This is a genomic window from Alysiella crassa DSM 2578, assembly GCF_000745955.1.
GTDB classification, from domain to species: Bacteria; Pseudomonadota; Gammaproteobacteria; order Burkholderiales; family Neisseriaceae; genus Simonsiella; species Simonsiella crassa.
Window position 1 is genome coordinate 1 of record NZ_JQKH01000041.1, and the last position, 22624, is coordinate 22624.

The 22624-nt window shown below is 44.2% G+C and carries 19 protein-coding genes and 1 pseudogene; 4 read left to right on the top strand and 16 right to left on the bottom strand.

Annotated features, from left to right (window positions below):
- Positions 1–282 (top strand): annotated as a pseudogene (locus Q338_RS14850) (hypothetical protein); the annotation flags it as partial.
- 137 nt (positions 283–419) lie between these two features.
- On the opposite strand, the gene Q338_RS15190 reads toward Q338_RS14850, so the two are convergent.
- On the bottom strand, positions 420–1316 hold the full coding sequence (locus Q338_RS15190) for a hypothetical protein (protein WP_244773104.1): 897 nt from the start codon (positions 1314–1316) through the stop codon (positions 420–422).
- Between the two features lie 237 nt (positions 1317–1553).
- On the opposite strand from Q338_RS15190, the gene Q338_RS07245 reads away from it, so the two are divergent.
- Together Q338_RS07245 and Q338_RS07250 are read left to right on the top strand one after the other, a co-directional pair.
- Entirely contained in the window at positions 1554–2096 is a 543-nt protein-coding gene (locus Q338_RS07245) for a CZB domain-containing protein (RefSeq protein WP_034293627.1), read from the top strand.
- Between the two features lie 305 nt (positions 2097–2401).
- Positions 2402–3901: a surface lipoprotein assembly modifier gene (locus Q338_RS07250; protein ID WP_051968538.1), complete on the top strand. Its 1500-nt coding sequence runs from the start codon at positions 2402–2404 to the stop codon at positions 3899–3901.
- 65 nt (positions 3902–3966) lie between these two features.
- On the opposite strand, the gene serC is transcribed toward Q338_RS07250, so the two are convergent.
- The 9 genes from serC to purH all read right to left on the bottom strand — a co-directional run bounded on the left by serC (position 3967) and on the right by purH (position 14247).
- Complete coding sequence (serC, locus tag Q338_RS07255; protein ID WP_034293629.1) at positions 3967–5073, bottom strand: phosphoserine transaminase; 1107 nt, start codon at positions 5071–5073, stop codon at positions 3967–3969.
- A gap of 153 nt (positions 5074–5226) precedes the next feature.
- Positions 5227–7269, bottom strand: a complete 2043-nt coding sequence (gene recG, locus Q338_RS07260) for an ATP-dependent DNA helicase RecG (protein WP_034293631.1) — start codon at positions 7267–7269, stop codon at positions 5227–5229.
- A gap of 223 nt (positions 7270–7492) precedes the next feature.
- Positions 7493–7798 carry an integration host factor subunit beta gene (locus tag Q338_RS07265; protein WP_034293634.1) on the bottom strand — a complete coding sequence of 102 codons (306 nt, stop codon included), beginning with the start codon at positions 7796–7798 and terminating at the stop codon, positions 7493–7495.
- Between the two features lie 18 nt (positions 7799–7816).
- Complete coding sequence (rpsA, locus tag Q338_RS07270; RefSeq protein ID WP_034293660.1) at positions 7817–9490, bottom strand: 30S ribosomal protein S1; 1674 nt, start codon at positions 9488–9490, stop codon at positions 7817–7819.
- Positions 9491–9642: 152 nt separating this feature from the next.
- A complete protein-coding gene (cmk, locus tag Q338_RS07275) occupies positions 9643–10317 on the bottom strand; it encodes a (d)CMP kinase (protein ID WP_034293636.1) in 675 nt (224 codons plus the stop codon).
- Between the two features lie 152 nt (positions 10318–10469).
- Positions 10470–11027, bottom strand: a complete 558-nt coding sequence (sodC, locus tag Q338_RS07280; RefSeq protein WP_034293637.1) for a superoxide dismutase family protein — start codon at positions 11025–11027, stop codon at positions 10470–10472.
- A gap of 259 nt (positions 11028–11286) precedes the next feature.
- Positions 11287–12144 (bottom strand): DMT family transporter, encoded by an 858-nt coding sequence (locus tag Q338_RS07285; protein ID WP_051968539.1) that lies wholly within the window; start codon positions 12142–12144, stop codon positions 11287–11289.
- 55 nt (positions 12145–12199) lie between these two features.
- On the bottom strand, positions 12200–12583 hold the full coding sequence (locus tag Q338_RS07290) for a hypothetical protein (RefSeq protein WP_147293729.1): 384 nt from the start codon (positions 12581–12583) through the stop codon (positions 12200–12202).
- Between the two features lie 83 nt (positions 12584–12666).
- Entirely contained in the window at positions 12667–14247 is a 1581-nt protein-coding gene (gene purH, locus Q338_RS07295; protein WP_034293643.1) for a bifunctional phosphoribosylaminoimidazolecarboxamide formyltransferase/IMP cyclohydrolase, read from the bottom strand.
- 158 nt (positions 14248–14405) lie between these two features.
- Here purH and Q338_RS07300 point away from each other — a divergent pair, with 158 nt between their 5' ends.
- Positions 14406–14627 carry a putative hemolysin gene (locus Q338_RS07300; protein ID WP_034293646.1) on the top strand — a complete coding sequence of 74 codons (222 nt, stop codon included), beginning with the start codon at positions 14406–14408 and terminating at the stop codon, positions 14625–14627.
- Positions 14628–14789: 162 nt separating this feature from the next.
- On the opposite strand, the gene Q338_RS07305 is transcribed toward Q338_RS07300, so the two are convergent.
- The 6 genes from Q338_RS07305 to Q338_RS07330 form a co-directional block, all read right to left on the bottom strand.
- The gene (locus Q338_RS07305; RefSeq protein ID WP_034293662.1) at positions 14790–15032 is read right to left on the bottom strand and encodes a Fis family transcriptional regulator; all 243 of its coding nucleotides are present in this window, start codon (positions 15030–15032) and stop codon (positions 14790–14792) included.
- A gap of 61 nt (positions 15033–15093) precedes the next feature.
- Positions 15094–16041 (bottom strand): thioredoxin-disulfide reductase, encoded by a 948-nt coding sequence (trxB, locus tag Q338_RS07310; protein ID WP_034293648.1) that lies wholly within the window; start codon positions 16039–16041, stop codon positions 15094–15096.
- 292 nt (positions 16042–16333) lie between these two features.
- Positions 16334–17467, bottom strand: coding sequence for a class Ia ribonucleoside-diphosphate reductase subunit beta (gene nrdB / locus Q338_RS07315; protein ID WP_115723738.1), 1134 nt, complete (start codon positions 17465–17467; stop codon positions 16334–16336).
- A 161-nt stretch (positions 17468–17628) separates the two neighbouring features.
- Positions 17629–21219 carry a putative Ig domain-containing protein gene (locus Q338_RS07320; protein ID WP_034293652.1) on the bottom strand — a complete coding sequence of 1197 codons (3591 nt, stop codon included), beginning with the start codon at positions 21217–21219 and terminating at the stop codon, positions 17629–17631.
- Between the two features lie 636 nt (positions 21220–21855).
- Positions 21856–22287: a hypothetical protein gene (locus Q338_RS07325; RefSeq protein WP_034293654.1), complete on the bottom strand. Its 432-nt coding sequence runs from the start codon at positions 22285–22287 to the stop codon at positions 21856–21858.
- A gap of 9 nt (positions 22288–22296) precedes the next feature.
- Complete coding sequence (locus tag Q338_RS07330) at positions 22297–22566, bottom strand: SEL1-like repeat protein (RefSeq protein ID WP_034293655.1); 270 nt, start codon at positions 22564–22566, stop codon at positions 22297–22299.
- Between the last annotated feature and the right edge of the window lie 58 nt (positions 22567–22624).

Below are 22624 nucleotides of genomic sequence, written 5' to 3' on the forward strand. Positions count from 1 at the left end.
CTGAAAAAACGCGGTTTTGACTTGGAAGCCACGCACATGACTGACCCTGTTAAAATGGAAAAGTTGTTTGCGATTCTGGCAGTTACATTGGCTTGGGCTTATGTTATCGGGCGTTGGCAACATGCACTGAATCCGATTAAACCCAAGTCGCATGAACGGCTCTCGCAAAGCATCTTTCGCGTTGGTTTGGAGCAGCTTGCCAAAGCCGCCATGTTGATGATGGCAACTTTGGACTATTTTTCAAACCCAAAACAGGTCGTCCGATTTTTTGTCGTGTACTGAAAGGCAGCCTGAAAAACAACAACGGCATGAAATACCAAAAATTTCATGCCGTTTTATCTTAACGCGCGTTTGGGATAAAAGTGCCTGCTGCTACTTGTAAATTGGCAAATTCCAGCAAAGTAGCTGCATTAGGGATATTATTGGACATTTGGAGTCTCCTGTTTAACGTTACGAGGTTTTAACACTTGGTTTACAAATTTTGGTAATATACTTCTAGAAGTATCTTTGTTTTCACATGTAATTGCAAAAGCCCAAGGCATTCTGCCACCGCCTTTGCTGCCTAAACCTTTTTCAAAAGCATAGATGACTTTTTCAGCAATAAATTCATTATTTTTTCTATCAATAATTTGAATGGTTACACCTGCCACCCAATGTTTGCGTAATTCAGGGTCAATATTGTGTTCAAAAGTAACAGCATAACGAGCTGGATTTTTGGGATTGAAATTTTCAATAATTGGTCGCTTATTATGTATATCAGTATACCGAATAATATCTTTTTGATTTTTTTGTAAAACATCTACATAAGTATATTCATCATCTGAAACAACAGTCATACCTAAAAACATTTCAATGAATCCTTTATCGCTATAAGAACGTAATACTGCATCATCCCACATCGGGTCATGATGTTTAGCATCGATTGAAATGCCGTCATCTTTCATCACTTTCAACAACATAATCCCTTCCACATTCTCCACCGTGCGATAAATCTTTTCGCCTGCTTTTTCGCATTGCTGTTTAAATACCGCTTCGGCTGCTTGGTATTTGCGTTGCCATGCTTCGGCTGTTTGCTGTTCTGCTTTGCTGGGTGCAAATGCCATTATCAGCAGCATGGGGATAATCTGCACAAACAATAAAATAATCCCTGCACTTGTACCAATCGCGTTCAATATTTTGCGACTTTGGCTTTTGCCCTTTTTAAATACCATCGGCACCAATATTGCCAACATCAGCAACATGGTTCCCCAATAGACCCATGTGAATAGGGTAAAAACGCCTTCTAAAAATTGTTGTAAATCGTAGGTGGTAAACATAAGCGGTCTTTCGGTTTTCAGGCTGCCTGAAATGGTATCACGCCCTTTATTTGCATGACCATATTTTTCGGATAAAACATAAGGCAGCCTGAACAATAGACCATCATCATGGCACCGATTCGCCCATTGAATTTGTCGTTTTTGACACAAATAGCCGCGCGAAACGAATTCTCATTAGCCCCAAAGATGGCTTGTGATACAATCATGCACATTTGAGTAATTTTTAAAGTTTAGAAAATGTTAGACTGGCTCTTAACCAAATTCAAAAGCAAAACAGCAAACATTGAAATAGAATCAACCAGCGAATCTGTTTTGACACCCGCACCGCCGCCAGATGATGAAACCCCATCAAATTGCTGCGAATCCGTTGTAACCGAATCGGGCGAAATCAATTTTTGCGGCTTGATGTTGGAGCAGACCATTGCGGAACATCATGATTTTTTATATGAATTGAACAAAGCATTGGCGCAAAAATTGCCCGAAGCCTACAATCCCGAAGTGGTCGGCGCACAAGATTTGTGTAAAGTAGGTAAATGGTTATTTCATAAAGCCAAACCTTTGGAGCGATATTCAGAATACGCCAAATTGGTGGAAACACATCGCCAATTTCATGCTTGCGCGGCGGAAGTGGTGCGTTTGCACAAAAATGGACAGTTTATGGACGCATTGACTTTGCTGCGCACCGATTTGCAACAATTGTCTGAAGAAGTGGAAGCAGGATTGCGCCGTTTGCATGAGCAAGTGCAAGCGGATAAAGCCGCTCAATCGGATAATGCTTAAATTATTGATAGATTTCAGGCTGCCTTGTCGTATGATTTTATTGAATGATTTATGATTTGTTTATTCAGCCAGCCTTTCGGTACACGACCATTTTAATTTGACCAATCATCTGTTCCCTCCCCTGTCTTCAACGGGGGAGGGCTAGGGTGGGGGAAAATCTGTGGAACAAATTAATTTTCTTGAAAATCAAAGAGCCACCCCCACCCTAACCCTCCCCGCCAGCGTGGGAGGGGACAGGTTACAGGCAGCCTGCAAGATTTTTATTGTACAAAAAGGCAGCCTGAAAACCCATTTATGGAACGATTATGCCACGCCCATCAGTCATTACTTTTTACACTTTATCCATGCTCGCGCCCACTTTGGCGTGGGGGGCTGCTGCGCCGAAAACGGAAAATTTGGCACGCAGCGATGTACCGCCGCCTGATTTTGCCGAGCCTGTAACCGAATTTGATTTAACCGAAGATTTGCAGCGCAAACAGCAACGCGCAGCCACCAAAACCGACACCTTGCCACCATCGGATAAGCCCGAAAAACAAGAACCGCAAACCTTGTCCGTCAGCAAAGCGGAATTGGCACAGCAGCCTGAATTATTGTATCGCGCCCTGTCGTCATCGGTAACTTTGCAAAATGTGGAAGGCATACGCACCTTATTGCCGATTTACGAGCAAGCCGCCACGCCAAAAGACGAAGTCTTGCAAGATTTGGCGACTGCCATGTTGGCGCGCGCAGATGGCGAATCGGGTAAAGCCGCCAAGTTTTACGAAAAAGTTTTGGAAAAACAACCGAATATGGCATTGGCAAAATTGCATTTGGCGCAGAGTTTGTTTGATGATAGACAAAATTTGGAAGCCGATGATGCGTTTGCCAAAATCCAAGCCGAACCCGAATTGCCCGATAATGTGCGCGAATTAACCGAAAGTTACCGCAAAATCATTAAAAAACGCAATAAATTGAATTTTTATGCCAGTGCAAATTACACGCGTGATGACAATGTGAACAATGCGCCCAAAACCCGTGCCATCAAAACCCGCAATGGCGAATGGCGTTTGCCCGAGCCGAAAAAAGCGCAAGGTTTTGCCTATCGCGCAGGCATGAGTAAAGATACGCCTTTGTTTAAAAACTATAAATTTCGCACCAATGTGGATTTGTGGGGTAAATTTTATTGGGATAATCATGATTATGATGATTTGAGTACGCGGGCAACGGCGGGTGTGGCGTATGAAAATGCGCGCAGTGAATTGGCGGTGTTGCCGTATTACGAGCGGCGTTGGTTTGGTGGCGAAAAATACGCGACTGAAAAAGGCGGTCGGGTGGAAGCGTCGCATTGGTTTAATGGGCGAAATCAGGGGATAGTGGCGGGCGAATTGGGGCGCGACAAATATGATACGCGTTCATTTTTAAATGGGCGTGTGGGCAATGTGTCGGGTAGCTGGGTGCATATTCACAATAAAAATCAACATTTTGTGTTGGGTATGGATTTGTCGCGCAAATCGGCGGAAGACGCGAGCGACAGCTATCGGCGCAAGGGAATACGCGCCAGTTGGTCGCGTAATTGGAAACGCTCGGGTTTGTCCACTGTTTTGACGGCGAATTATGGGCAACGCAGCTATGACAGCAATGATTTTTTCAATATTGTCCGCAAAGACAAGGAATTAACCGCGACTTTATCGGTGTGGCACAAAAAAGTGCAGTTGTGGGGGATTCAGCCGCGTGTGGTGGCGGTGTATCATCGCAATGACAGCAATCATGTTTTGTATGATTATCGCAAGGCGTATGCGTTTGTGCAGTTAAGTAAGTCTATTTAATTCAAATATTTAAAAATTGAAGGCAGCCTGAAAAGTTTTCAGGCTGCCTTGTTTTATAAAATTAATTAACCGTAGCGTTTTTGAAATTCTTTCATAAAATCAATCAAAGCTTCCACGCCTTGCAAAGGCATGGCATTGTAAATGCTGGCGCGCATGCCGCCCAAGGATTTGTAGCCACGCAATAATTGCAAACCGCGTGTGGTGGATTCTTGCGCGAACAATTCGTCTAATTCGGCGTTGCCTGTGGTGAAAATCACGTTCATTTTGGAACGCGCACCTGGGTGAACATCGTTTTTGTAGAAGCCACCGCTACCGTCAATGGCGGCATACAATGTTTTTGCTTTCAAGGTATTAATTGTTTCCATCTGCGCCACACCGCCCTGTGATTGCAGCCAACGGAACACCAAACCCGAAATGTAAATCGGGTAAGTGGCTGGTGTGTTGTACATGCCTTGTTTTTCCACATGTGATTTGTAATTCCACACATCTGGTACGCGGCTGGAGCAGCGTTCCAATAAATCTTCGCGGATAATCACAATGGTCGCGCCGCTAGGCCCGATGTTTTTCTGTGCGCCTGCGTAAATCACGCCAAAGTCGGACACATTGATTTTACGCGATAAAATTTCCGAAGACATATCGCAAATCAAAGGCGGCATGCCGTCTTCCAATTTCGGCACTTCGCGGTATTGCAATCCGTGTACGGTTTCATTGATGATGAAATGTACAAAGGCGGAGTCTTTATCAATGTCCCAAGCGGACACGGGCGGCAAGTTTTTGTATTGATAATCGCGTTTGCCGTCTGCTGCCAAATGGATTTTGGCGTCGGTTAATTTGCCCATTTGCGAATGCGCGATTTCCGACCAATTGCCTGTTACCACGCTGTCCACGCGTTTAAAACCATCGGCGAAATTCATCACCACCTGATTGAATTGTGCAGACGCGCCACCTTGTAAAAACAAGACTTTATAATTATCGGGAATGTCCATTAATTGACGTAAATCTTGTTCGGCGTGATACAAAATGCTGGCGAACACGTCTGAACGGTGCGACATGGTCATCACGGAAAAGCCTGTGCCGTTGTAGTCAAACATTTCGCTTTGGGCAGTACGTAACACGCTTTCAGGTAGCACGGCAGGTCCAGCCGAGAAATTGTAAATAGGGAATTCGCGCATGGTTGCTTCCTTGTATTGTTCTGATGGGAAAGGGATTTCAGGCAGCCTGAAATGGGAAAAATAAAGCGTTAAATTCTATGCTTGTTTGCAGGAAAAATCCATTGTTTTTTGTGGATTTTGAATTTACATACCCACAGGCAGCCTGAAAACAATTTAAGCCGCCAAAAAACCTTCTTTACTGCCTAACCACCGTTCCAAATGCTTTTCCACTACTTCGGGATATTCCATAATCAACCTTGGTGCAAGCTGGCGTGCCTGTTCCAGCAATGGCACATCGGTCGCCAAATCTGCAAATCGCAACATCGGCGCACCGCTCTGCCGCGCACCCAAAAATTCACCCGGCCCCCGAATTTCCAAATCTTGTCGTGCAATTTCAAAACCGTCCGTGTGTTCATAAATCACTTTCAGCCGCGCCTTGCTGATTTGCCCAAGCGGTTCGGCAAACAACAACACGCAAGTACTCGCCGCCGCCCCACGCCCCACGCGTCCACGCAATTGGTGCAATTGTGCCAATCCCATGCGCTCGGCGTGTTCAATCACCATCAAACTGGCATTTGGTACGTCCACGCCTACTTCAATCACGGTGGTTGCCACCAACACATTCAGGCTGCCTGACACAAATTCCGCCATCACCGCCGCTTTTTCTGCAGGTTTCATGCGCCCATGCACCAAACCAATCTTCAAATTAGGCAAGGCAGCCTGCAAATTTTGCCAAGTTTCGGTGGCGGTTTGCAGTTGCAAGGTTTCACTTTCTTCAATCAAAGGGCAAACCCAATACGCTTGTTGCCCTTTTTGACAAGTGTTCAACACAAAACCTTCCACTTCGGCGCGGCGTAAATGATTGACCAATTTCGTTTTAATTGGCGTACGATTCGGCGGTAATTCATCAATAGACGACACGTCCAAATCCGCAAAAAAACTCATCGCCAAAGTGCGCGGAATCGGCGTGGCGGACATCATCAATTGATGGACATCGTCCCCCTTATTTTTTAACGCCAAACGCTGTGCCACCCCAAAACGGTGCTGCTCGTCCACAATCACTAAAGCCAAATTATCAAATAAAACATCATGTTGAAATAAAGCATGCGTGCCGACCGCCAAACGAATCCGCCCATCAGCCAAAGCCGCTTTTGCTTGGTCTTTTTCTTTCTTTTTCAGGCTGCCTGAAAGCCACGCCACGCTGATTCCCAAAGGTTCAAACCATTGTTTAAATTTAATAAAATGCTGTTCTGCCAAAATTTCAGTCGGTGCCATCACCGCCACCTGCACCCCATCATTTTCCAAAGCCACCAACGCCGACAAAGCTGCCACAATTGTCTTGCCACTGCCCACATCGCCCTGCAACAAACGGTGCATAGGCACCGATTTTGCCAAATCCGCCCGAATTTCCGCACACACTTTTTCCTGCGCCGCCGTCAAACGAAACGGCAGATTGCCTAACAATTTCTCTGACAAAAAACCATTACCCACCAAAGATTTGGCATGACCCGACCGCCGCCGTTGTCGCGCCAAACGCATGGACAATTGCTGCGCCAACAATTCATCAAATTTCAAACGCTGCCACGCGGGAAACGCGCCATTCGCCAAAGTTTTCATGTCCAAATCAGGCGGCGGGTGGTGCAAAGTCCGCAAACTTTCCGCCAAAGACGGCAATTTCAATTTTCGCAACACCGTGTCGGGCAAAATTTCAGACACATCCACCGCGTTTAAGGCAGCCTGAACCGCTTTGCGCAAAGTGGGCTGATTTAAACCATTCGTAGTCGGATAAATTGGCGTAAGCGATTGAGCCAAATCTGATTTTTCGGCAGATTTGATTTTTGGGTGTATCATCTCATCGCCAAAATAACCGCGCTTGATTTCGCCCAACACCCGCACCGTTTCCCCTTGCGCCAATTGCTTTTGATGACTGGGGTAAAAATGAATAAAGCGCAGATTCAACATCGCCCCTGAACCGTCTTGAATGCGTGCAATCAATTGTTTTCTGGGCTTAAATTGCACTTCTTGATAAACCACCACGCCTTCTACTTGGCAAATTTCGCCGACCGCCGCCGCCGCGATGGGGACAATTTGCGTTTCATCTTCATAGCGCAGCGGCAAATGCAAAGCCAAATCCCATGCCGAATGCAAATGCAATTTTTCCAATTTGGCGGCGGTCGTGTCGGTTAATTTCAATAATTGACGCGTTTCAGGCAGCATAATAAATTCCAAAATAAACGTATAAACAAGATGATATAGTCGTAGAAATGAAAATGCAGTACAAGGCGACAACGTCCGCCCTGTACGAACAGTACATAAGGGCGTTGGCAACGCAGTAATGCTTTTTCAGTTCTGCGACTATAACATTTTCAGGCAGCCTGAAAAATAAAAACACCGCAGAAATCTAAAATTTCTACGGTGTTGATTTTACAGATTAGGCAAATTATTTCGCGGCAACGTCTACACGTTCACGCAATTCTTTACCTGGTTTGAAATGTGGCACACGTTTTGCAGGCACTTCCACGCGCTCACCCGTTTTCGGGTTGCGACCCACGCGTGCAGGGCGGTCGTTCAAGTCAAAGCTACCGAAGCCACGAATTTCAATGCGCTGACCTTTTGCTAACGAGCGTGTCATGGTGTCCACCAAAACTTTTACGCTGTATTCAATGTCTTTACCTTGCAATTCGCTTTCGCTGTTTTTTTCAGCAAAAACAGTAGCCAAACGTGTCATCAATTCAGATTTGGTCATGATGATTTCCTTCAGAGATTAGTTTTTGTTCAAAGAAGCTTTCAACAAATCACCCAAGCTCGTTGTGCCAGCATTGGTTGGTGCAGCAGCTTGTGCAGCTTTGACTGCTTCATCGTTTGCTTTCGCATCTTTGGCTTTTACAGACAATTTAATGCTGCGGTTTTTGCGGTCCACAGTTACGATAACTGCTTCCACTTCATCGCCTTCTTTCAACTTGGTGGTCAAGTCTTCCACGCGTTCGCTGTCAAATTCAGAAGCAGGCAAGTAAGCTTCTACTTCATCAGCCAAAGTAATCACTGCGCCTTTGGCTTCAACAGATTTCACCGCGCCTTTAACTAAAGCACCTTTGTCGTTCATTGCCAAGAAGTTGTTGAATGGGTCGCCTTCCAATTGTTTGATGCCCAAAGAAATGCGTTCTTTTTCCACATCAATTGCCAATACAACGGCTTCCACTTCTTCGCCTTTTTTGTATTTGCGAACGGCTTCTTCGCCAGCTTCTGTCCAAGACAAGTCAGACAAGTGTACCAAACCATCAATATTACCTGGTAAACCCACAAACACGCCGAAGTCAGTAATGGATTTCACTGCGCCTTTGATTTTGTCGCCTTTGTTGTAGTCGGCTTCAAATGCTTGCCATGGGTTAGCTTGACATTGTTTCATGCCCAAAGAAATGCGGCGTTTGTCTTCGTCAATGTCCAAAATCATCACTTCTACTTCATCGCCCAATTGAACGACTTTGCTTGGGTGAACATTTTTGTTTGTCCAATCCATTTCAGAAACGTGAACCAAACCTTCAATGCCTTGTTCAATTTCAACAAATGCACCGTATTCAGTCAAATTAGACACTTTACCGAACAAACGAGTGCCTTGTGGATAGCGGCGAGCCAAACCATCCCATGGGTCTTCGCCCAATTGTTTCAAGCCCAAGCTAACGCGTTGTTTGTCTTGGTCAAAGCGCAATACTTTGGCTTCCACTTCTTGACCCACTTCCAATACTTCGCTTGGATGTTTAACACGACGCCAAGCCAAGTCAGTGATGTGCAACAAGCCATCAATGCCGCCCAAATCAACAAATGCACCATAATCAGTAATGTTTTTCACCAAGCCTTTAACAATCGTGCCTTCTTGCAGATTGTCCATCAAGGCTTTGCGTTCTTCGCCCAAAGTAGCTTCCAACACAGCGCGGCGAGAAACCACCACGTTATTGCGTTTACGGTCCAATTTAATCACTTTGAATTCAATTTCTTTGCCTTCAAAATGAGAAGTGTCTTTGATAGGACGCACGTCGACCAAAGAACCTGGCAAGAATGCGCGAATGCTGTTAATCATCACAGTCAAGCCACCTTTTACTTTGCCATTAATCACGCCTGACAAGATTTCACCATCTTCCATGGCTTCTTCCAAAGTAATCCAGTCAGCAGCGCGTTTGGCTTTTTCACGAGACAATTTGGTTTCGCCAAAGCCATTTTCAATAGATTCAATGGTTACCGTAACGAAATCGCCAACTTTAACTTCCAATTCGCCATGTGGGTTTTTGAATTCGGCGAGGTCAATCAAAGATTCTGATTTTAAACCAGCATTTACAATCACAAATTTGTCAGTAATACCAACAACTTCGGCGGTGATAACTTCACCGTAGGTCATTTCTTGGGTTGCAGAGAATTCTTCAAGTAATTGAGCAAAATTTTCCATGTTTGGGCTTGCTTTCATGCACCGCCAAGGTGTGCGGGGAATAAAGTTTAAATAAGCATTTTCGTCCTTGGCGCGAAAATGCAACAGGGTTAATGGTTTGATTTGATTCAGAAAACCTGTTTTCAGGCTGCCTGAATCGTGAAAAATCAACATTATACTTGCGTTTTTGATTTTTTGCTATACCAATCAAGCACTTTTTTTACGGCTTCTTCAATGCTTAAATCGGAAGTGTCCAATAATTCTGCGTCTGGAAATTGACGAAGTGGGGCAACAGAGCGATTTTGGTCGGCTTCATCACGCGCTTGAATATCGGCTAAAATATGTTGAAATTCAGCACTTTCTAATGGAATATTCAATTGTTTGGCGCGGCGTTCTGCGCGAATTTCAGGGCTGGCGGTCAGGAAAATTTTTAAGGCAGCCTGCGGAAACACCACCGAACCCATATCGCGCCCATCACACACCAGACCTTGATGAGTCAAAAAGTCTCGTTGGCGTTGCAATAGGGCGGTGCGCACGGCGGGCAATTTGGCGACCGCCGATGCGCCCATGCCTATGTGTTCGGCGCGTATGGCTTGGCTGACATCTTGTTGATTTAACAAAATGGTTTGCCCAATAAATTCAACGGGTAAACTTGCAGCTAATTGTGCCACTTCGTTTTCATTGTTCCATGCAATGCCTTGATTTTTCGCATAAAGTGCGGTTAAACGGTACAGCGCACCCGAATCCAAATACGCCCAACCCAATGCAGCCGCCACACGCGCCGCCACCGTGCCTTTGCCTGAAGCTGAAGGTCCATCTATGGCGATGACTTTTTGGTTCATGTTTATCCTTATTGTTTGAATGTAATGAGTTTTCAGGCTGCCTTTGGAGAGAAGATGGCGTAGGGGACACTCAAACTTTTAATATTCTAGATAATGGTGGATTTGTGCCTACCCCACGCGTTACAATTTTTCAGGCTGCCTGAATGATGATTCATGATTTATTTAATCACACCGCAAGCCATACGCGCACCGCCGCCGCCCAAAGGTGCTGGGTGGTCAGAATGATTGTCGCCGCCCGCGTGAATCATAATGGAACGCCCTTTGATTTGCTTGAGCGTTTTCAAACGTGGGGCAAGTACGGGATAAGTCGCTGTGCCGTCCGCGTTCACATACAAGGCTGGCAAATCGCCCAAATGCGCGTCTTTTTGCCATGGGAAACCATGTTTTCCTGTTTTTTTCGGGTCATAGTGTCCGCCTGCACCCAAACCTGCGGTAAGTTTGCCGTCTTTTTCTTTGGCTGCACAACTTGGGTTTTCATGAACGTGGAAACCGTGAATGCCAGCCGTCAAGCCTTTCAAATTCGGCGTAAACACCAGCCCATAAGGAGATTGGCTCACGTTTACTGTGCCGATGGCTTTATCGCCATTTATTGGGTCAAGCAGCGATACGGCAATTTCAACCGTGGGCTCATGGGTTTTCTGCTTGTGTTGATGTTTGTGCGCCAATGCGGACACGCTTAAAGTGGACAATGCCAAGAGTAATAAGGCTTTTTTCATACCATTTTTCCTTGTGTTTGCATTTTCAGGCTGCCTGAAAATGGGGTTTGTGGGTAAATTTGAATATTAGCTTAAAAGACGATTATCGGCAAATTGAAGTGTTTTCAGGCTGCCTTACAGTACACGACACCTGCATGTAGGGTGCGGATTACGCACCGAAATTTCAATTATTTGAATGATTTGGTGCGTGGTACGCACCCTACATTTTGGGTATTTGTAAAAATTGTCGTGTACTGTAAGGCTGCCTGAAACCGCATACTCATCGCCTATATTCAGACAAAGCACACAAACTTCCCGCAAAAATTACGGTCAAAATCCCCACAATTTCCCAAATATCCATCACTTCGCCCAAAAAAATTGCGCCATAAATCGCTGAAAAAACAATGGTTAAATACGATAATGCGCCAACGGTAAATTTATTACCTTCGGAATACGCCTGTGTCATCGCCAATTGCGCCAACAATCCGCACAAACCCACGCCCAATAAATACGGCAAACTCTGCGCGGTGGGCGTATGCCAACCCACAAAAATCGCCATCACCGCCGCCCCTAAAGTCCCCACCGCCGAAAAATAAAACACAATCCGCCAAGCAGGTTCGCCTTTTTGCGACAATTCGCGCACTTGCAACAGGGCAAACGCAGCAAACAAGCCCGCCGCCAAATTCAACAGCGTCTCCAACCACAAATTTGCCTGAAACGCAGGGCGCAAAATCAGCGCAATCCCAGCCAAACCCAATAATAAAGCCGTCCATGTTTTCGCGGACGGTTGTTCTTTCAGCCAAAGCCATGATAATAAAGCAATAAAAATCGCCGACGTGTAACTCAAGGTAACCGAAGTCGCCAACGGCAAATATTGTAAACCATAAAATGACAGCAACAGCGCAATCGTGCCAGCCGTCCCACGCCACAAATGTCCGAAAATAAACGGTGTTTTAAGCAATTGTCGGCGCGAAAACACATTAATCGCAATCATCAAAGCAGGCAGCAGCGACCGCCAAAACGCCAATTCATAGGCATTCATGTGAAAACGCACAGTCGCGTTTTTCACCAGAATCCCCATAATGGCAAACAAAAACGCGGCAATAATCATCCACGCCGAACCCAGTTTTAATTTCATTTTTCCATAAAAAATCATCACATAATCTGCTTATTTTAGCATTTTTGTGATGATTTTATGGCTGTTGGGTAGCGGAATACATTTTTGCCAATTTTTCATCAAGTGTCAGCAATCGTAGCGAATACTCTACCAAAATCAATTTAATTTCTTGAATTAAAATATGAATATTATCGGTGCAAACTTTTTTAAGTGGCTTATCCCAATCATAATCTTGAACCACATAGATGATGAAACACGCATTCGGCTCATGCCAATTCGGTACGCCTATATCCAAAATGATGTTTTGATTTGGGTGAATGTTTGCTTGAAATAAATCATCGCTGAAATCAAAGTCATCGCAATGTGCTTGGAAACTTTTTTCGGTATCGTAATAAAAAGTGTTCCATGTGATTTGGGCATTATAATCAGCAAAAATTGCTTTTAAATCAATTAACATCATTCATTTCCATATATTTTCAGGCAGCCTGAATTGCCGTCCGCTAGGACTTTCAGGCTGCCTGAAATTTAATTTACGCAATCAAATCAATGACGGAAATGGCGCACACCCGTTACCACCATTGCCATGCCGTGTTCGTCTGCTGCTGCGAACACTTCTTCATCGCGCACCGAACCTGCTGGGTGAATCACGGCTTTAATGCCTTGTTCGGCAATTACGTCCACGCCATCGCGGAATGGGAAAAATGCGTCCGAAGCGGCACACGCACCGTTCAAATCAAAACCGCCATCTTGGGCTTTACGCGCGGCAATGCGGGTGCTGTCCACGCGGCTCATTTGCCCTGCGCCTATGCCGTAAGTTTGTCCGCCTTTGCCAAACACAATCGCGTTGGATTTGACAAATTTCGCCACGTTCCACACAAACAGCAAATCTTGCCATTCTTGTTCGGTGGGTTGGCGTTGGGAAACGACTTGCAAATCGGCGCGTGAAATTTGATGAATATCAGGGGTTTGCACCAATAAACCACCGCCCACACGTTTCAATTCAAAACGGTTCGCGCCTGCCTGTAAAGGAATTTGCAACACGCGCACGTTTTTCTTTTCTGCCAAAATTGCCAATGCCTCATCGCTGAATTGGGGCGACATAATCACTTCCATAAATTGATTGTCGGTGATTTGCTTGGCGGTCGCGCCGTCCACTTCGCGGTTAAACGCAATGATGCCACCAAATGCGCTGGTAGAATCGGTCGCATACGCCAAACGGTAGGCGTTGAGTGGATTGTCGGCAACGGCAACGCCGCAAGGATTGGCGTGTTTCACAATCACACAAGCGGGTTGTTCAAATGCTTTGACCGCCTCCCAAGCCGCGTCTGAATCGGCAATGTTGTTGTACGACAATGCTTTACCTTGCAACTGGGTGTAAGCCGACAGGCTGCCTGAACTGGGGTAAATGTCGCGGTAAAACGCGGCTTGCTGGTGTGGGTTTTCGCCATAACGCATTTCTTGTACCTTAATCCAGCTTTGATTGAATTGTTCAGGAAATGCGTTGATTTGTGGTTCGCCAGACAGTTTTTCATCAGAAACGCTGGTCAAATAATTGGCAATCATGCCATCGTATTGCGCGGTGTGGCTGAATGCTTTGCGCGACAAATTGAAACGCGTTTTGTCGGAAAGGCTGCCTGAATGGTTTTTTAACTCGTTGATGATGTGTTCAAAATCGGCATTGTCGGTAACAATGGCAACGTGTTGCCAGTTTTTCGCGGCGGCGCGTACCATTGTTGGGCCACCGATGTCAATGTTTTCAATCGCGTCTTCCAGCGTGCAGCCTGCTTTGGCAATGGTGGCGGCAAAGGGATACAAATTCACGCACACCAAATCAATGTGGTCAATGCCGTGTTCGCGCATGGCGGCGATGTGTTCGTCCAAATCGCGTCTGCCCAAAATGCCGCCGTGAATTTTGGGGTGCAGCGTTTTGACGCGACCGTCCAACATTTCGGGAAAGCCTGTGTAATCTGCCACTTCAATCACGGGGATTTGGGCATCGGCAAGCATTTTTGCCGTGCCGCCTGTGGACAAAATTTCTACGCCCATTTCGTGCAGGGCTTGGGCAAATGGCACAACGCCTGTTTTGTCGGACAGGCTAATCAAGGCACGTTGGATGTTTGGCATGGGATTTTGTTCCTTATGTAAAAAAATGTTGAGAAAATGTAATTATATAAGAAAAGCAACTTTTCAGGCTGCCTGCAAAATGTGCGGTACAATATGTTTTTCAGACTGCTACTGTAAAGCTGCCTGAATCTTTTATCAATTCTTTTAGAGAAAATAATATGAAAAAATACATCGTGTTAATCGGCTTACTCGCTTCGGCGTGTACCATTACGCTGGATAAAATTGAACCCGCCAGCCCATCTGCTGTGTTCTGCCACAAACAGGGTGGCACCGCCATCGCCAAACGCAATAAACAAGGCAACTACGACAGCCTGTGCCGTTTGCCCAATGGCAAAGAAGTGGACGAGTGGGAATATTATCGCCAACACCACAAACCCTAATTTATAGTGAATTCCATTTAAACCAGTACAGCGTTGCCAGCTCCCTTATATACCATTATGTGTATACGGCGGTCGCTGTCGCCTTGTCCTGATTTAAATTGAATCCACTATACAACTAAGGCTGCCTGAAAACACCCTTATCGTTTTCAGGCAGCCTAATTTTCACGACAATAAATCGTGTTGCAACAATTTTTTCCGCAAAGTATTGCGATTCATACCGAGTATTTCTGCCGCTTTGCATTGATTACCGCCACATTTTTCCAAAACGTGCTGCAAAAGCGGTTTTTCCACCTGAACCATAACCATTTCATAGACATTCTTTGGCTCTTCACCATTTAAATCATTGAAATATTCGTATAAATTTTTGGTGATACACTCGGCAATATCGGGAGCATTTTTTTGCATGGTGGTGATGGCGTTCAATGGGATTAAGGCGTATTTTAACGCTTTTCAGGCAGCCTGAACATCACGCCAAACTGTCTAACCACCGTTCCGCGTCCAAAGCCGCTTGGCAACCGCTCGCCGCGCTGGTAATCGCTTGACGGTAAACATGGTCTTTCACATCGCCAGCCGCCCACACGCCTTCAATATTGGTTGCGCCTGTGTTGCCATCGTTGCCGCCGCGAGTTTTCAGGTAGCCTGTTTCGTTCATGTCCAATTGCCCTTTGAAAATGGCGGTATTGGGCTGGTGTCCGATGGCGATAAACACGCCTTTTACGGTGATTTCTTCGCTGCTGCCATCATTGTTTTGCAAACGTGCGCCTGTTACGCCGCTTTCATCGCCCAAAATTTCGGCTAATTGCGCGTTGGTTTTCAAAATGATTTTGCCTTCGTCCACGCGTTTCATCAATTTTTCTACCATGATTTTTTCCGCACGGAAAGTATCGCGTCTGTGAATCAGCGTAACCGTGTTGGCAATATTCGCCAAATACAAGGCTTCTTCCACCGCCGTATTGCCACCGCCCACCACAGCGACATCTTGATTTTTATAGAAAAAACCATCGCAAGTCGCACAAGCCGACACGCCACGCCCTGCAAACTGCTCTTCGCTGGGCAAACCCAAATATTTGGCAGACGCGCCCGTTGCCACAATCAACGCATCGCAAGTGTATTCGCCCATGCTGCCAATCAGTTTAAAGGGACGTTGCTGCAATTGCGCTTCATCAATTTGGTCAAACACGATTTGCGTGCCAAATTTTTCCGCGTGTTGCAAAAATTGTTCCATCAATTCAGGTCCCTGAATACCATTGGGGAACGGTGGATAATTGTCCACTTCCGTAGTCGTCATCAACTGACCGCCCTGCGCCATGCCTGTGATAATCACAGGTTGCAAATTCGCCCGTGCCGCGTAAATCGCCGCCGTATAGCCCGCAGGGCCCGAACCCAAAATAATCAATTTGTGGTGTTGTGCCATTTTTCTAACTCTTTCATTGACATAAATTTAATTTTTCAGGCTGCCTTTCAATATAGTGGATTCAATTTAAATCAGGACAAGGCGACAGCGACCGCCGTGTACAACCAAGTACATAAGGGGGCTGGCAACGCTGTACTGGTTTAAATTGAATTCACTATACATGACAAAACTCATGTAGGGTGCGTATTACGCACCAAAAATACCCAATGGTTTGAATGATTTGGTGCGTGGTACGCACCCTACATTTTAGATATTTGCAAAAATTGTCGTACTGCAAGGCAGCCTGAAAAGATTACAACTCAAAATCTTCCAAATCTTCCGCTTTCACTTCCGCGTCAATTTGCCCAATCAAATAAGACGAAATTTCCACTTCCTGCGGTGCGACTTGCACATTATCGCTGCTCAACCACGCATTAATCCAAGGAATGGGATTTTGCAAGGCTTTCGGGAATGCTTGTGGCAAACCCACCGCCATCATGCGATGATTGGTAATGTATTCAACATATTGGCATAAAATATCTTTATTCAAGCCTATCATGCTGCCATCTTTAAACAAATACGCCGCCCATTCCTTTTCCTGCTCGGCGGCGGTGATGAACAATTGGAAACATTCATCGTGCAATTCCGCCGCGATTTCCGCCATTTCGGGGTCATCTGCGCCGCTACGCAATAAATTCAACATGTGTTGTGTTGATGTTAAATGCAAGGCTTCATCACGCGCAATCAGCTTAATAATCTTGGCATTACCTTCCATCAATTCGCGTTCTGCAAAGGCAAAACTGCACGCAAATGACACATAGAAACGAATCGCCTCTAACACATTCACGCACATCAAACACAAATACAATTTCTTCTTCAATTCACGCAAAGAAATGGTGATTTCCTTGCCATTCACGCGGTGTTTGCCTTCGCCCAAGAGATTGAAATATTGGGTATATTCAATTAAATCATCGTAATAACAGGCAATGTCTTCCGCGCGCGCGATGATGTATTCATTTTGCACAATATCGTCAAACACCACAGACGGGTCATTCACAATATTGCGAATAATGTGCGTGTAGCTGCGGCTGTGAATGGTCTCGGAAAACGCCCACGTTTCCACCCACGTTTCCAATTCGGGAATGGACACTAAAGGCAGCAAGCCCACATTGGGACTGCGCCCCTGAATACTGTCCAGCAGGGTTTGATATTTTAAATTACTGATAAAAATATGTTTTTCATGTTCTGGTAAATTATTGTAATCAATGCGGTCGCGGGACAAATCCACTTCTTCTGGTCGCCAGAAAAACGAGATTTGTTTCTCAATTAATTTTTCAAAAATTTCATATTTTTGCTGGTCGTAACGCGCCACATTGACCGATTGCCCGAAAAACATGGGTTCGGCTAAAGGATTGTTGGGTGTTTTGCTGAATGTGCTGTATTGCATTTCCAAGTGTTCGCAAGACATTGTTTTTCCTTATAATGAGTATGATTAGGTTGCCCATCATCACATTATGATTGATTGAAAAGAGCAGCCAATTTTAACCGAAAATGCTTCAGGCAGCCTGAAAAAAAACCTTTCAGGCTGCCTGAATATTTCAATTGGCATTATTGCCAATAAGATGACACATTGATTTGATTGAGATATTGTTGCATTTGCTCGCGCTCACTCAAGGGGCTGCTTTGCTGTGGCGCAAAAGCTGCCATTGCTTGAATTAATTTATCCACTTGAGAAGCCATAATGTGACGACCATTGTCCAACTGGATTTGCTCAATTGCGCCAGCCGCTTTGCTGCTAGGAAAGATTGTTAGATTATGTGGCATCGTGGCTTTACCAAAAGCATAATGTTGCTCAATCATGATTTTATCATTTGAATCAATCGCATGAATTTCCAAACGCATACCATCACGTTTAAACCACAACTGATTGATATCAAAGCCATTCAGTTTCACAATATCTTTGCTGCCACCTTGGTCAATAATGCGGTCTTGCCCATCGCCACGTTGGAAAACATAAGTATCGTTGCCCAAACCGCCTTCCAATTGGTCATTACCTTGACCGCCTGTCAGCGTATCATTGCCAGCGAAACCTTGTAAAATATCATTACCAGCACCGCCAAATAAATCATCATTGCGCCCCGAACCTTTTTTGGTAATACCTACCACAGGTTGTGTGGGCTGCGGTGTGATGGGTTGACTTGGCTGTGTGGGCGGCGGCGTAATTGGAGCAGCCTGAATATTTAATGTAATCGGCGCGGCTACGCTTTCACCGTGTGGGTCGGTTGCCACAATGCGCAGATTCAGGCTGCCTACTTGTTCCGCTTTACCGCTCAAACTTTGGCTGGCAGAATCATAACGCAACCATGCTGGCACGGGCGAACCGTCCACGCTTTCCAATTTATAGCTTAATTGAGCCGTTTCATCTTTATCTAAGTCATTGAAACTGATGGGTAAATGGTATTGCCAATCTTTGCCCACAGTCAAATCTTGTGTTTTCAGGCTGCCTGAAACGGTGGGGGCGCGGTTTTGGTTTTCAATATTGATTTGCCAATTAATTGAATTACTTAAACCCTCTTCATCTGTGGCAACAACACGCAAATCATAAATACCAGCCGCGTCAAAATCAGGTTGGATGGTCGCACTATTGGTATGATTTACCAACCAGCTTGGCAAACGCGAACCATCTGCCATTTGCACATCAAAATGCAATTTATCTGCGCCAGCATCATCGTTAAACCATGATGTGAAATTGAACGTTTGTGTTTCAGATTCTTTAAGCAGGGCAGGGCTTAAGTTATCCATCGCAAGCGTGGGGGCTTGATTGGCTTTCTTGTCAATATTCATTGTCCAAGTTTGCGAATTAATCAAACCTTCTTTATCGGTTGCGGTGAGTTTCAAAGACAATGAACCCACATCGCCTTTTTTCGGCGTACCACTTAAAATTAAACTGTTTGCATCAAATGTTAACCAGCTTGGCAATGCCGAACCATCGGCTTGCGTGAGCGAATATTTCAGGCTGCCTACATCTTCATCTTTGAATAAATTTGCGCCCAATTGATGGGTAAACGCTTGGGCTTCAACAGCATTTTTCGCTTCCACACTTTGATTGATTTGTGGGGCTTCGTTTACACGATTGAGCCAAATACCCAAATCGCCATTGTTAAACTGCTCCACAGTCGCAACAGCAACGGAATATTCATTCATCACAAGTAAATTGCCATTATCTTCTTTCAAAAAGACTTTTTGACCATCTACAAACCATTTTTCAGCCGCATAATCCCATTTCCAAGTTAAATTGCTCAAAGCCACATCGCCAATCACAATTGAGCCTTGTTTATCCGTATCGCGGATTGTGTTGTGAACCAAACCACTTTTTTCAAAATGTTCTTTTTCAATCACATAAGTATCAAAACCCAAACCGCCATACAAACGATTATGCCCCAAACCACCATTCAAAGTATCATTACCAGAAACAGTCAAATCACGATTATCATCGCCCCACAAAATATCATCGCCATCTTCACCATACAAATGGTCATTGCCATGCTGCCCAACGATTAAATCATTGCCTGTACCACCATATAAATAATCATTGAACGTAAAATCTTTATTCCACAAAGCTAAATGGAAATTACCCGATGGCAAAGATTCCAATTCACGGGTTAATTCATAATCACCAGAGGTATGGTTGATTTTAATTTCCCATTTATCCATAGCAGGGTCGCGAATATCAGCAGCATAGGGCGAAGCATCACGATGATTTTTCAGTTTCCAGCCACCTTGCGCCTTATCAAAACGCCAATGTTGAGCCAATTTATAAGGGCTGGCAACAGGTCCAGTCGGTTGCGTGGTAAGCACCACCCCACCCCCAATCGGTGTGGTGGTGATGGTGGGTGAAGTGGAAACCGTGCTTTCCACCGTAATCGTTTTGCTCCAATTTCGGGCGCGCAAATCGCCATCGCCCAAAATCACATCATCACTGGCACCGCCATAAACCACATCATCGCCCTCGCCACCTTGCAAGAAATCACGGTCTTGGCTGCCATAAATTTTGTCATTATCCGCACCGCCTGTTGCCCAGTCGCCGCGTTCATTAGTATTGGTTTCCAAAAGATGTTCAAAACGCTCGCCAGTTTGAATAATGTCATCGCCCACCCCACCATAAATCAAATCTCTGCCCGCACCGCCAATAATCACATCTTTATCCAAAGCGCGTTTGTCTGCTGCAGCATTCACACCCATATTGCTGCCTGAAAGAAAATCGTTGCCTTCGCCACCCAAAATCACATCAGCATAGCCCCCACCAATCACTAAATCATTGCCAGCCAAAGCATTCACTGATGAGCCTGTTGAACCAGCCAAGAACACAACATCTGCCTTATTACCGCCCACAATGCCCACTTTTTCAGGGGAAACCACATCAAAAGAATTGTATTGGTCTAATTCTCCTTCATGGGGATTTGGCATTTGATTGGGCGTGGGCTCGGTGCTGTCAAACAAAGTGAGATTTAAACCAGCGTAAACATCGCCTAAATCTTTATCCGAAAAATGTTTGGCTTGTGTGAAGAAGTTTTTAATGGTGGCTGTGTCAATAATATTAATGGTTGCACCTGTGCCTGTTGTATCCACACTTTCATCTGGATAGGCATAGCGAATAAGCAAATCATCGCCTTGGCGTTCTGCTTCCAAGCCATTAATTTGATTGCCTTTTGAATCTAAACCTAACCATAAATTGGCATTTTTATCAATGCGCTGGAATTGGGCAGCCTGAATTTTTTCGTGGAAGATGATTTGCCCTGATAAATCTTCATCAACAATGATGTCATTGTCTTGGATATGGTAGGTGTCAAAGCCCTGACCACCTAGCAGTTCATCATCGCCAGCTTTACCTTTTAAGATGTCATTTCCAGTACCACCATCTATTTTATCGTTGTAATTGCCACCAATAAGTGTGTCATGCCCATCATGACCCATCATGAAATAGGGGTCATCAAACCAGCTATCTGCATCAATATAATCGTCTTTTTCGGTGCCAAGTAAACTTTCTTCGTTTGGAGTTGTGAAAGGATTTAAAAAATCAGGGACAGTTTGATTGATGATTTGCCCCAATACACCAAATAGAGCGTCTTTATTGGTTAATATATGTAAAATTGCTTTACTAAATGCTTCGGGAAAAGAAAAATCATCTTTGTGAATCAATAAACCAGCTATTTTTTGGCGAATTACATCACGATCTGCCTCAGTAGCCGCCTTCTTATATTCTTCAAGATATTCAGGTTTGATTTCAACATTGTTGGTTCTAATAGTGAGACCAGCACTTACTTGTGTAATTAAAGCAGAAGCAACATTAAGTAGAATTGAAACAGGACTAGGGGTTCTACTAAGTAATGACGCAACATCAGAAAGTTTTTCAGTAAGTTTTGCTGTATCTGCAATAATGTCATAGATTACTGTTAATGGTATATTTCCTTTAAATTGTTTGTATTTATCAGAATGAAAGTCTCTATATTCATCATAGCTTGGTAAGTTTACAGCAAACAATCTATGTACAACCAACCCTGTTTCTGCTACCCAACTCCCTACATTTAAGGCTTTACCATACTTAGTATTTCCAAGAAATGTACCAGCTATACCAACAATATCAAAAAACATCAGAGCAATAGAACGCTTTGCTTCCAAAGTAACGGAGCCAGTCGCATTAGTTGTATTTATTGCAGATAAAATATTATTAGCAACACTTACGCTAGATAATAACATACTACCGTTTGGTGTCTCAGCATATTCAAGAAATGTTTTTTTACTCATAAAAATACCTTTATTAGTTAAAAATAAAAATCATTGTAAATCATAAATATAATCACCAGAAGTACCCAATAATTTATAATGAATGAATCTGACTTGAATACATTTTTTTGTGTGAATTTTTACAAATTCATTATAAGAAAGATTACTTTCATCTATTAATTTACCAATTTGGCTACTTAAATTAGATTTAATAGATAACTCCCTTAATGTATGGGGACCTTGCTGATTAAGATAAAACATAGAAGCACCATGCTTATCCGTTACTGTTGCATAACGTAGGCAACCATTATTCCTAATATTCTTTGGGTCTTTGGCAAGTTTTGCTGCTTGAATTGACGAAATTATTGGAATACCGATAAAAACAAATGTAAATGGTATAGCAAATACCAACACAATATAAGAAAGAATACGTACTATTCGCTCTTGGCGACTTTCTTTTAAATTCTGTTTATCTACTGTCATAACAATAATTTACCTATTCATCAATTGCATAAATTGACAATAAACCAATAATTCTTCAGCCTGTTTATGCCCTTCGTTCTTGGCTTTTTGCAGCCAATACATGCTTTTATCTAAATCTTTTTCCAAATATTCCCCTTTAAAATAGCACCAGCCCAGTATATACATCACTTCGGCATTGCCATTTTCTGCAATCGCTTCTAATTGCTGGAGATTTTCAGGCTGCTGGGGTAAATTTTCTAGCATGGTGCGGTATTGTTCGGTGGGATTGTCTTTATTCATGGCTTTTATTTTTCATTATCAGGGGAAAATGATTTGTTAATTCTTTTTCAGGCTGCCT

What these genes read in the sequence shown, in the direction of transcription:
- Q338_RS15190 (WP_244773104.1), bottom strand. Translation starts at nt 1,316, where the DNA reads ATGTTTACCACCTACGATTTACAACAATTTTTAGAAGGCGTTTTTACC.
- Q338_RS07245 (WP_034293627.1), top strand. Translation starts at nt 1,554, where the DNA reads ATGTTAGACTGGCTCTTAACCAAATTCAAAAGCAAAACAGCAAACATT.
- Q338_RS07250 (WP_051968538.1), top strand. Translation starts at nt 2,402, where the DNA reads ATGCCACGCCCATCAGTCATTACTTTTTACACTTTATCCATGCTCGCG.
- serC (WP_034293629.1), bottom strand. Translation starts at nt 5,073, where the DNA reads ATGCGCGAATTCCCTATTTACAATTTCTCGGCTGGACCTGCCGTGCTA.
- recG (WP_034293631.1), bottom strand. Translation starts at nt 7,269, where the DNA reads ATGCTGCCTGAAACGCGTCAATTATTGAAATTAACCGACACGACCGCC.
- Q338_RS07265 (WP_034293634.1), bottom strand. Translation starts at nt 7,798, where the DNA reads ATGACCAAATCTGAATTGATGACACGTTTGGCTACTGTTTTTGCTGAA.
- rpsA (WP_034293660.1), bottom strand. Translation starts at nt 9,490, where the DNA reads ATGGAAAATTTTGCTCAATTACTTGAAGAATTCTCTGCAACCCAAGAA.
- sodC (WP_034293637.1), bottom strand. Translation starts at nt 11,027, where the DNA reads ATGAAAAAAGCCTTATTACTCTTGGCATTGTCCACTTTAAGCGTGTCC.
- Q338_RS07285 (WP_051968539.1), bottom strand. Translation starts at nt 12,144, where the DNA reads ATGAAATTAAAACTGGGTTCGGCGTGGATGATTATTGCCGCGTTTTTG.
- Q338_RS07290 (WP_147293729.1), bottom strand. Translation starts at nt 12,583, where the DNA reads ATGATGTTAATTGATTTAAAAGCAATTTTTGCTGATTATAATGCCCAA.
- purH (WP_034293643.1), bottom strand. Translation starts at nt 14,247, where the DNA reads ATGCCAAACATCCAACGTGCCTTGATTAGCCTGTCCGACAAAACAGGC.
- Q338_RS07300 (WP_034293646.1), top strand. Translation starts at nt 14,406, where the DNA reads ATGAAAAAATACATCGTGTTAATCGGCTTACTCGCTTCGGCGTGTACC.
- Q338_RS07305 (WP_034293662.1), bottom strand. Translation starts at nt 15,032, where the DNA reads ATGCAAAAAAATGCTCCCGATATTGCCGAGTGTATCACCAAAAATTTA.
- trxB (WP_034293648.1), bottom strand. Translation starts at nt 16,041, where the DNA reads ATGGCACAACACCACAAATTGATTATTTTGGGTTCGGGCCCTGCGGGC.
- nrdB (WP_115723738.1), bottom strand. Translation starts at nt 17,467, where the DNA reads ATGCAATACAGCACATTCAGCAAAACACCCAACAATCCTTTAGCCGAA.
- Q338_RS07325 (WP_034293654.1), bottom strand. Translation starts at nt 22,287, where the DNA reads ATGACAGTAGATAAACAGAATTTAAAAGAAAGTCGCCAAGAGCGAATA.
- Q338_RS07330 (WP_034293655.1), bottom strand. Translation starts at nt 22,566, where the DNA reads ATGAATAAAGACAATCCCACCGAACAATACCGCACCATGCTAGAAAAT.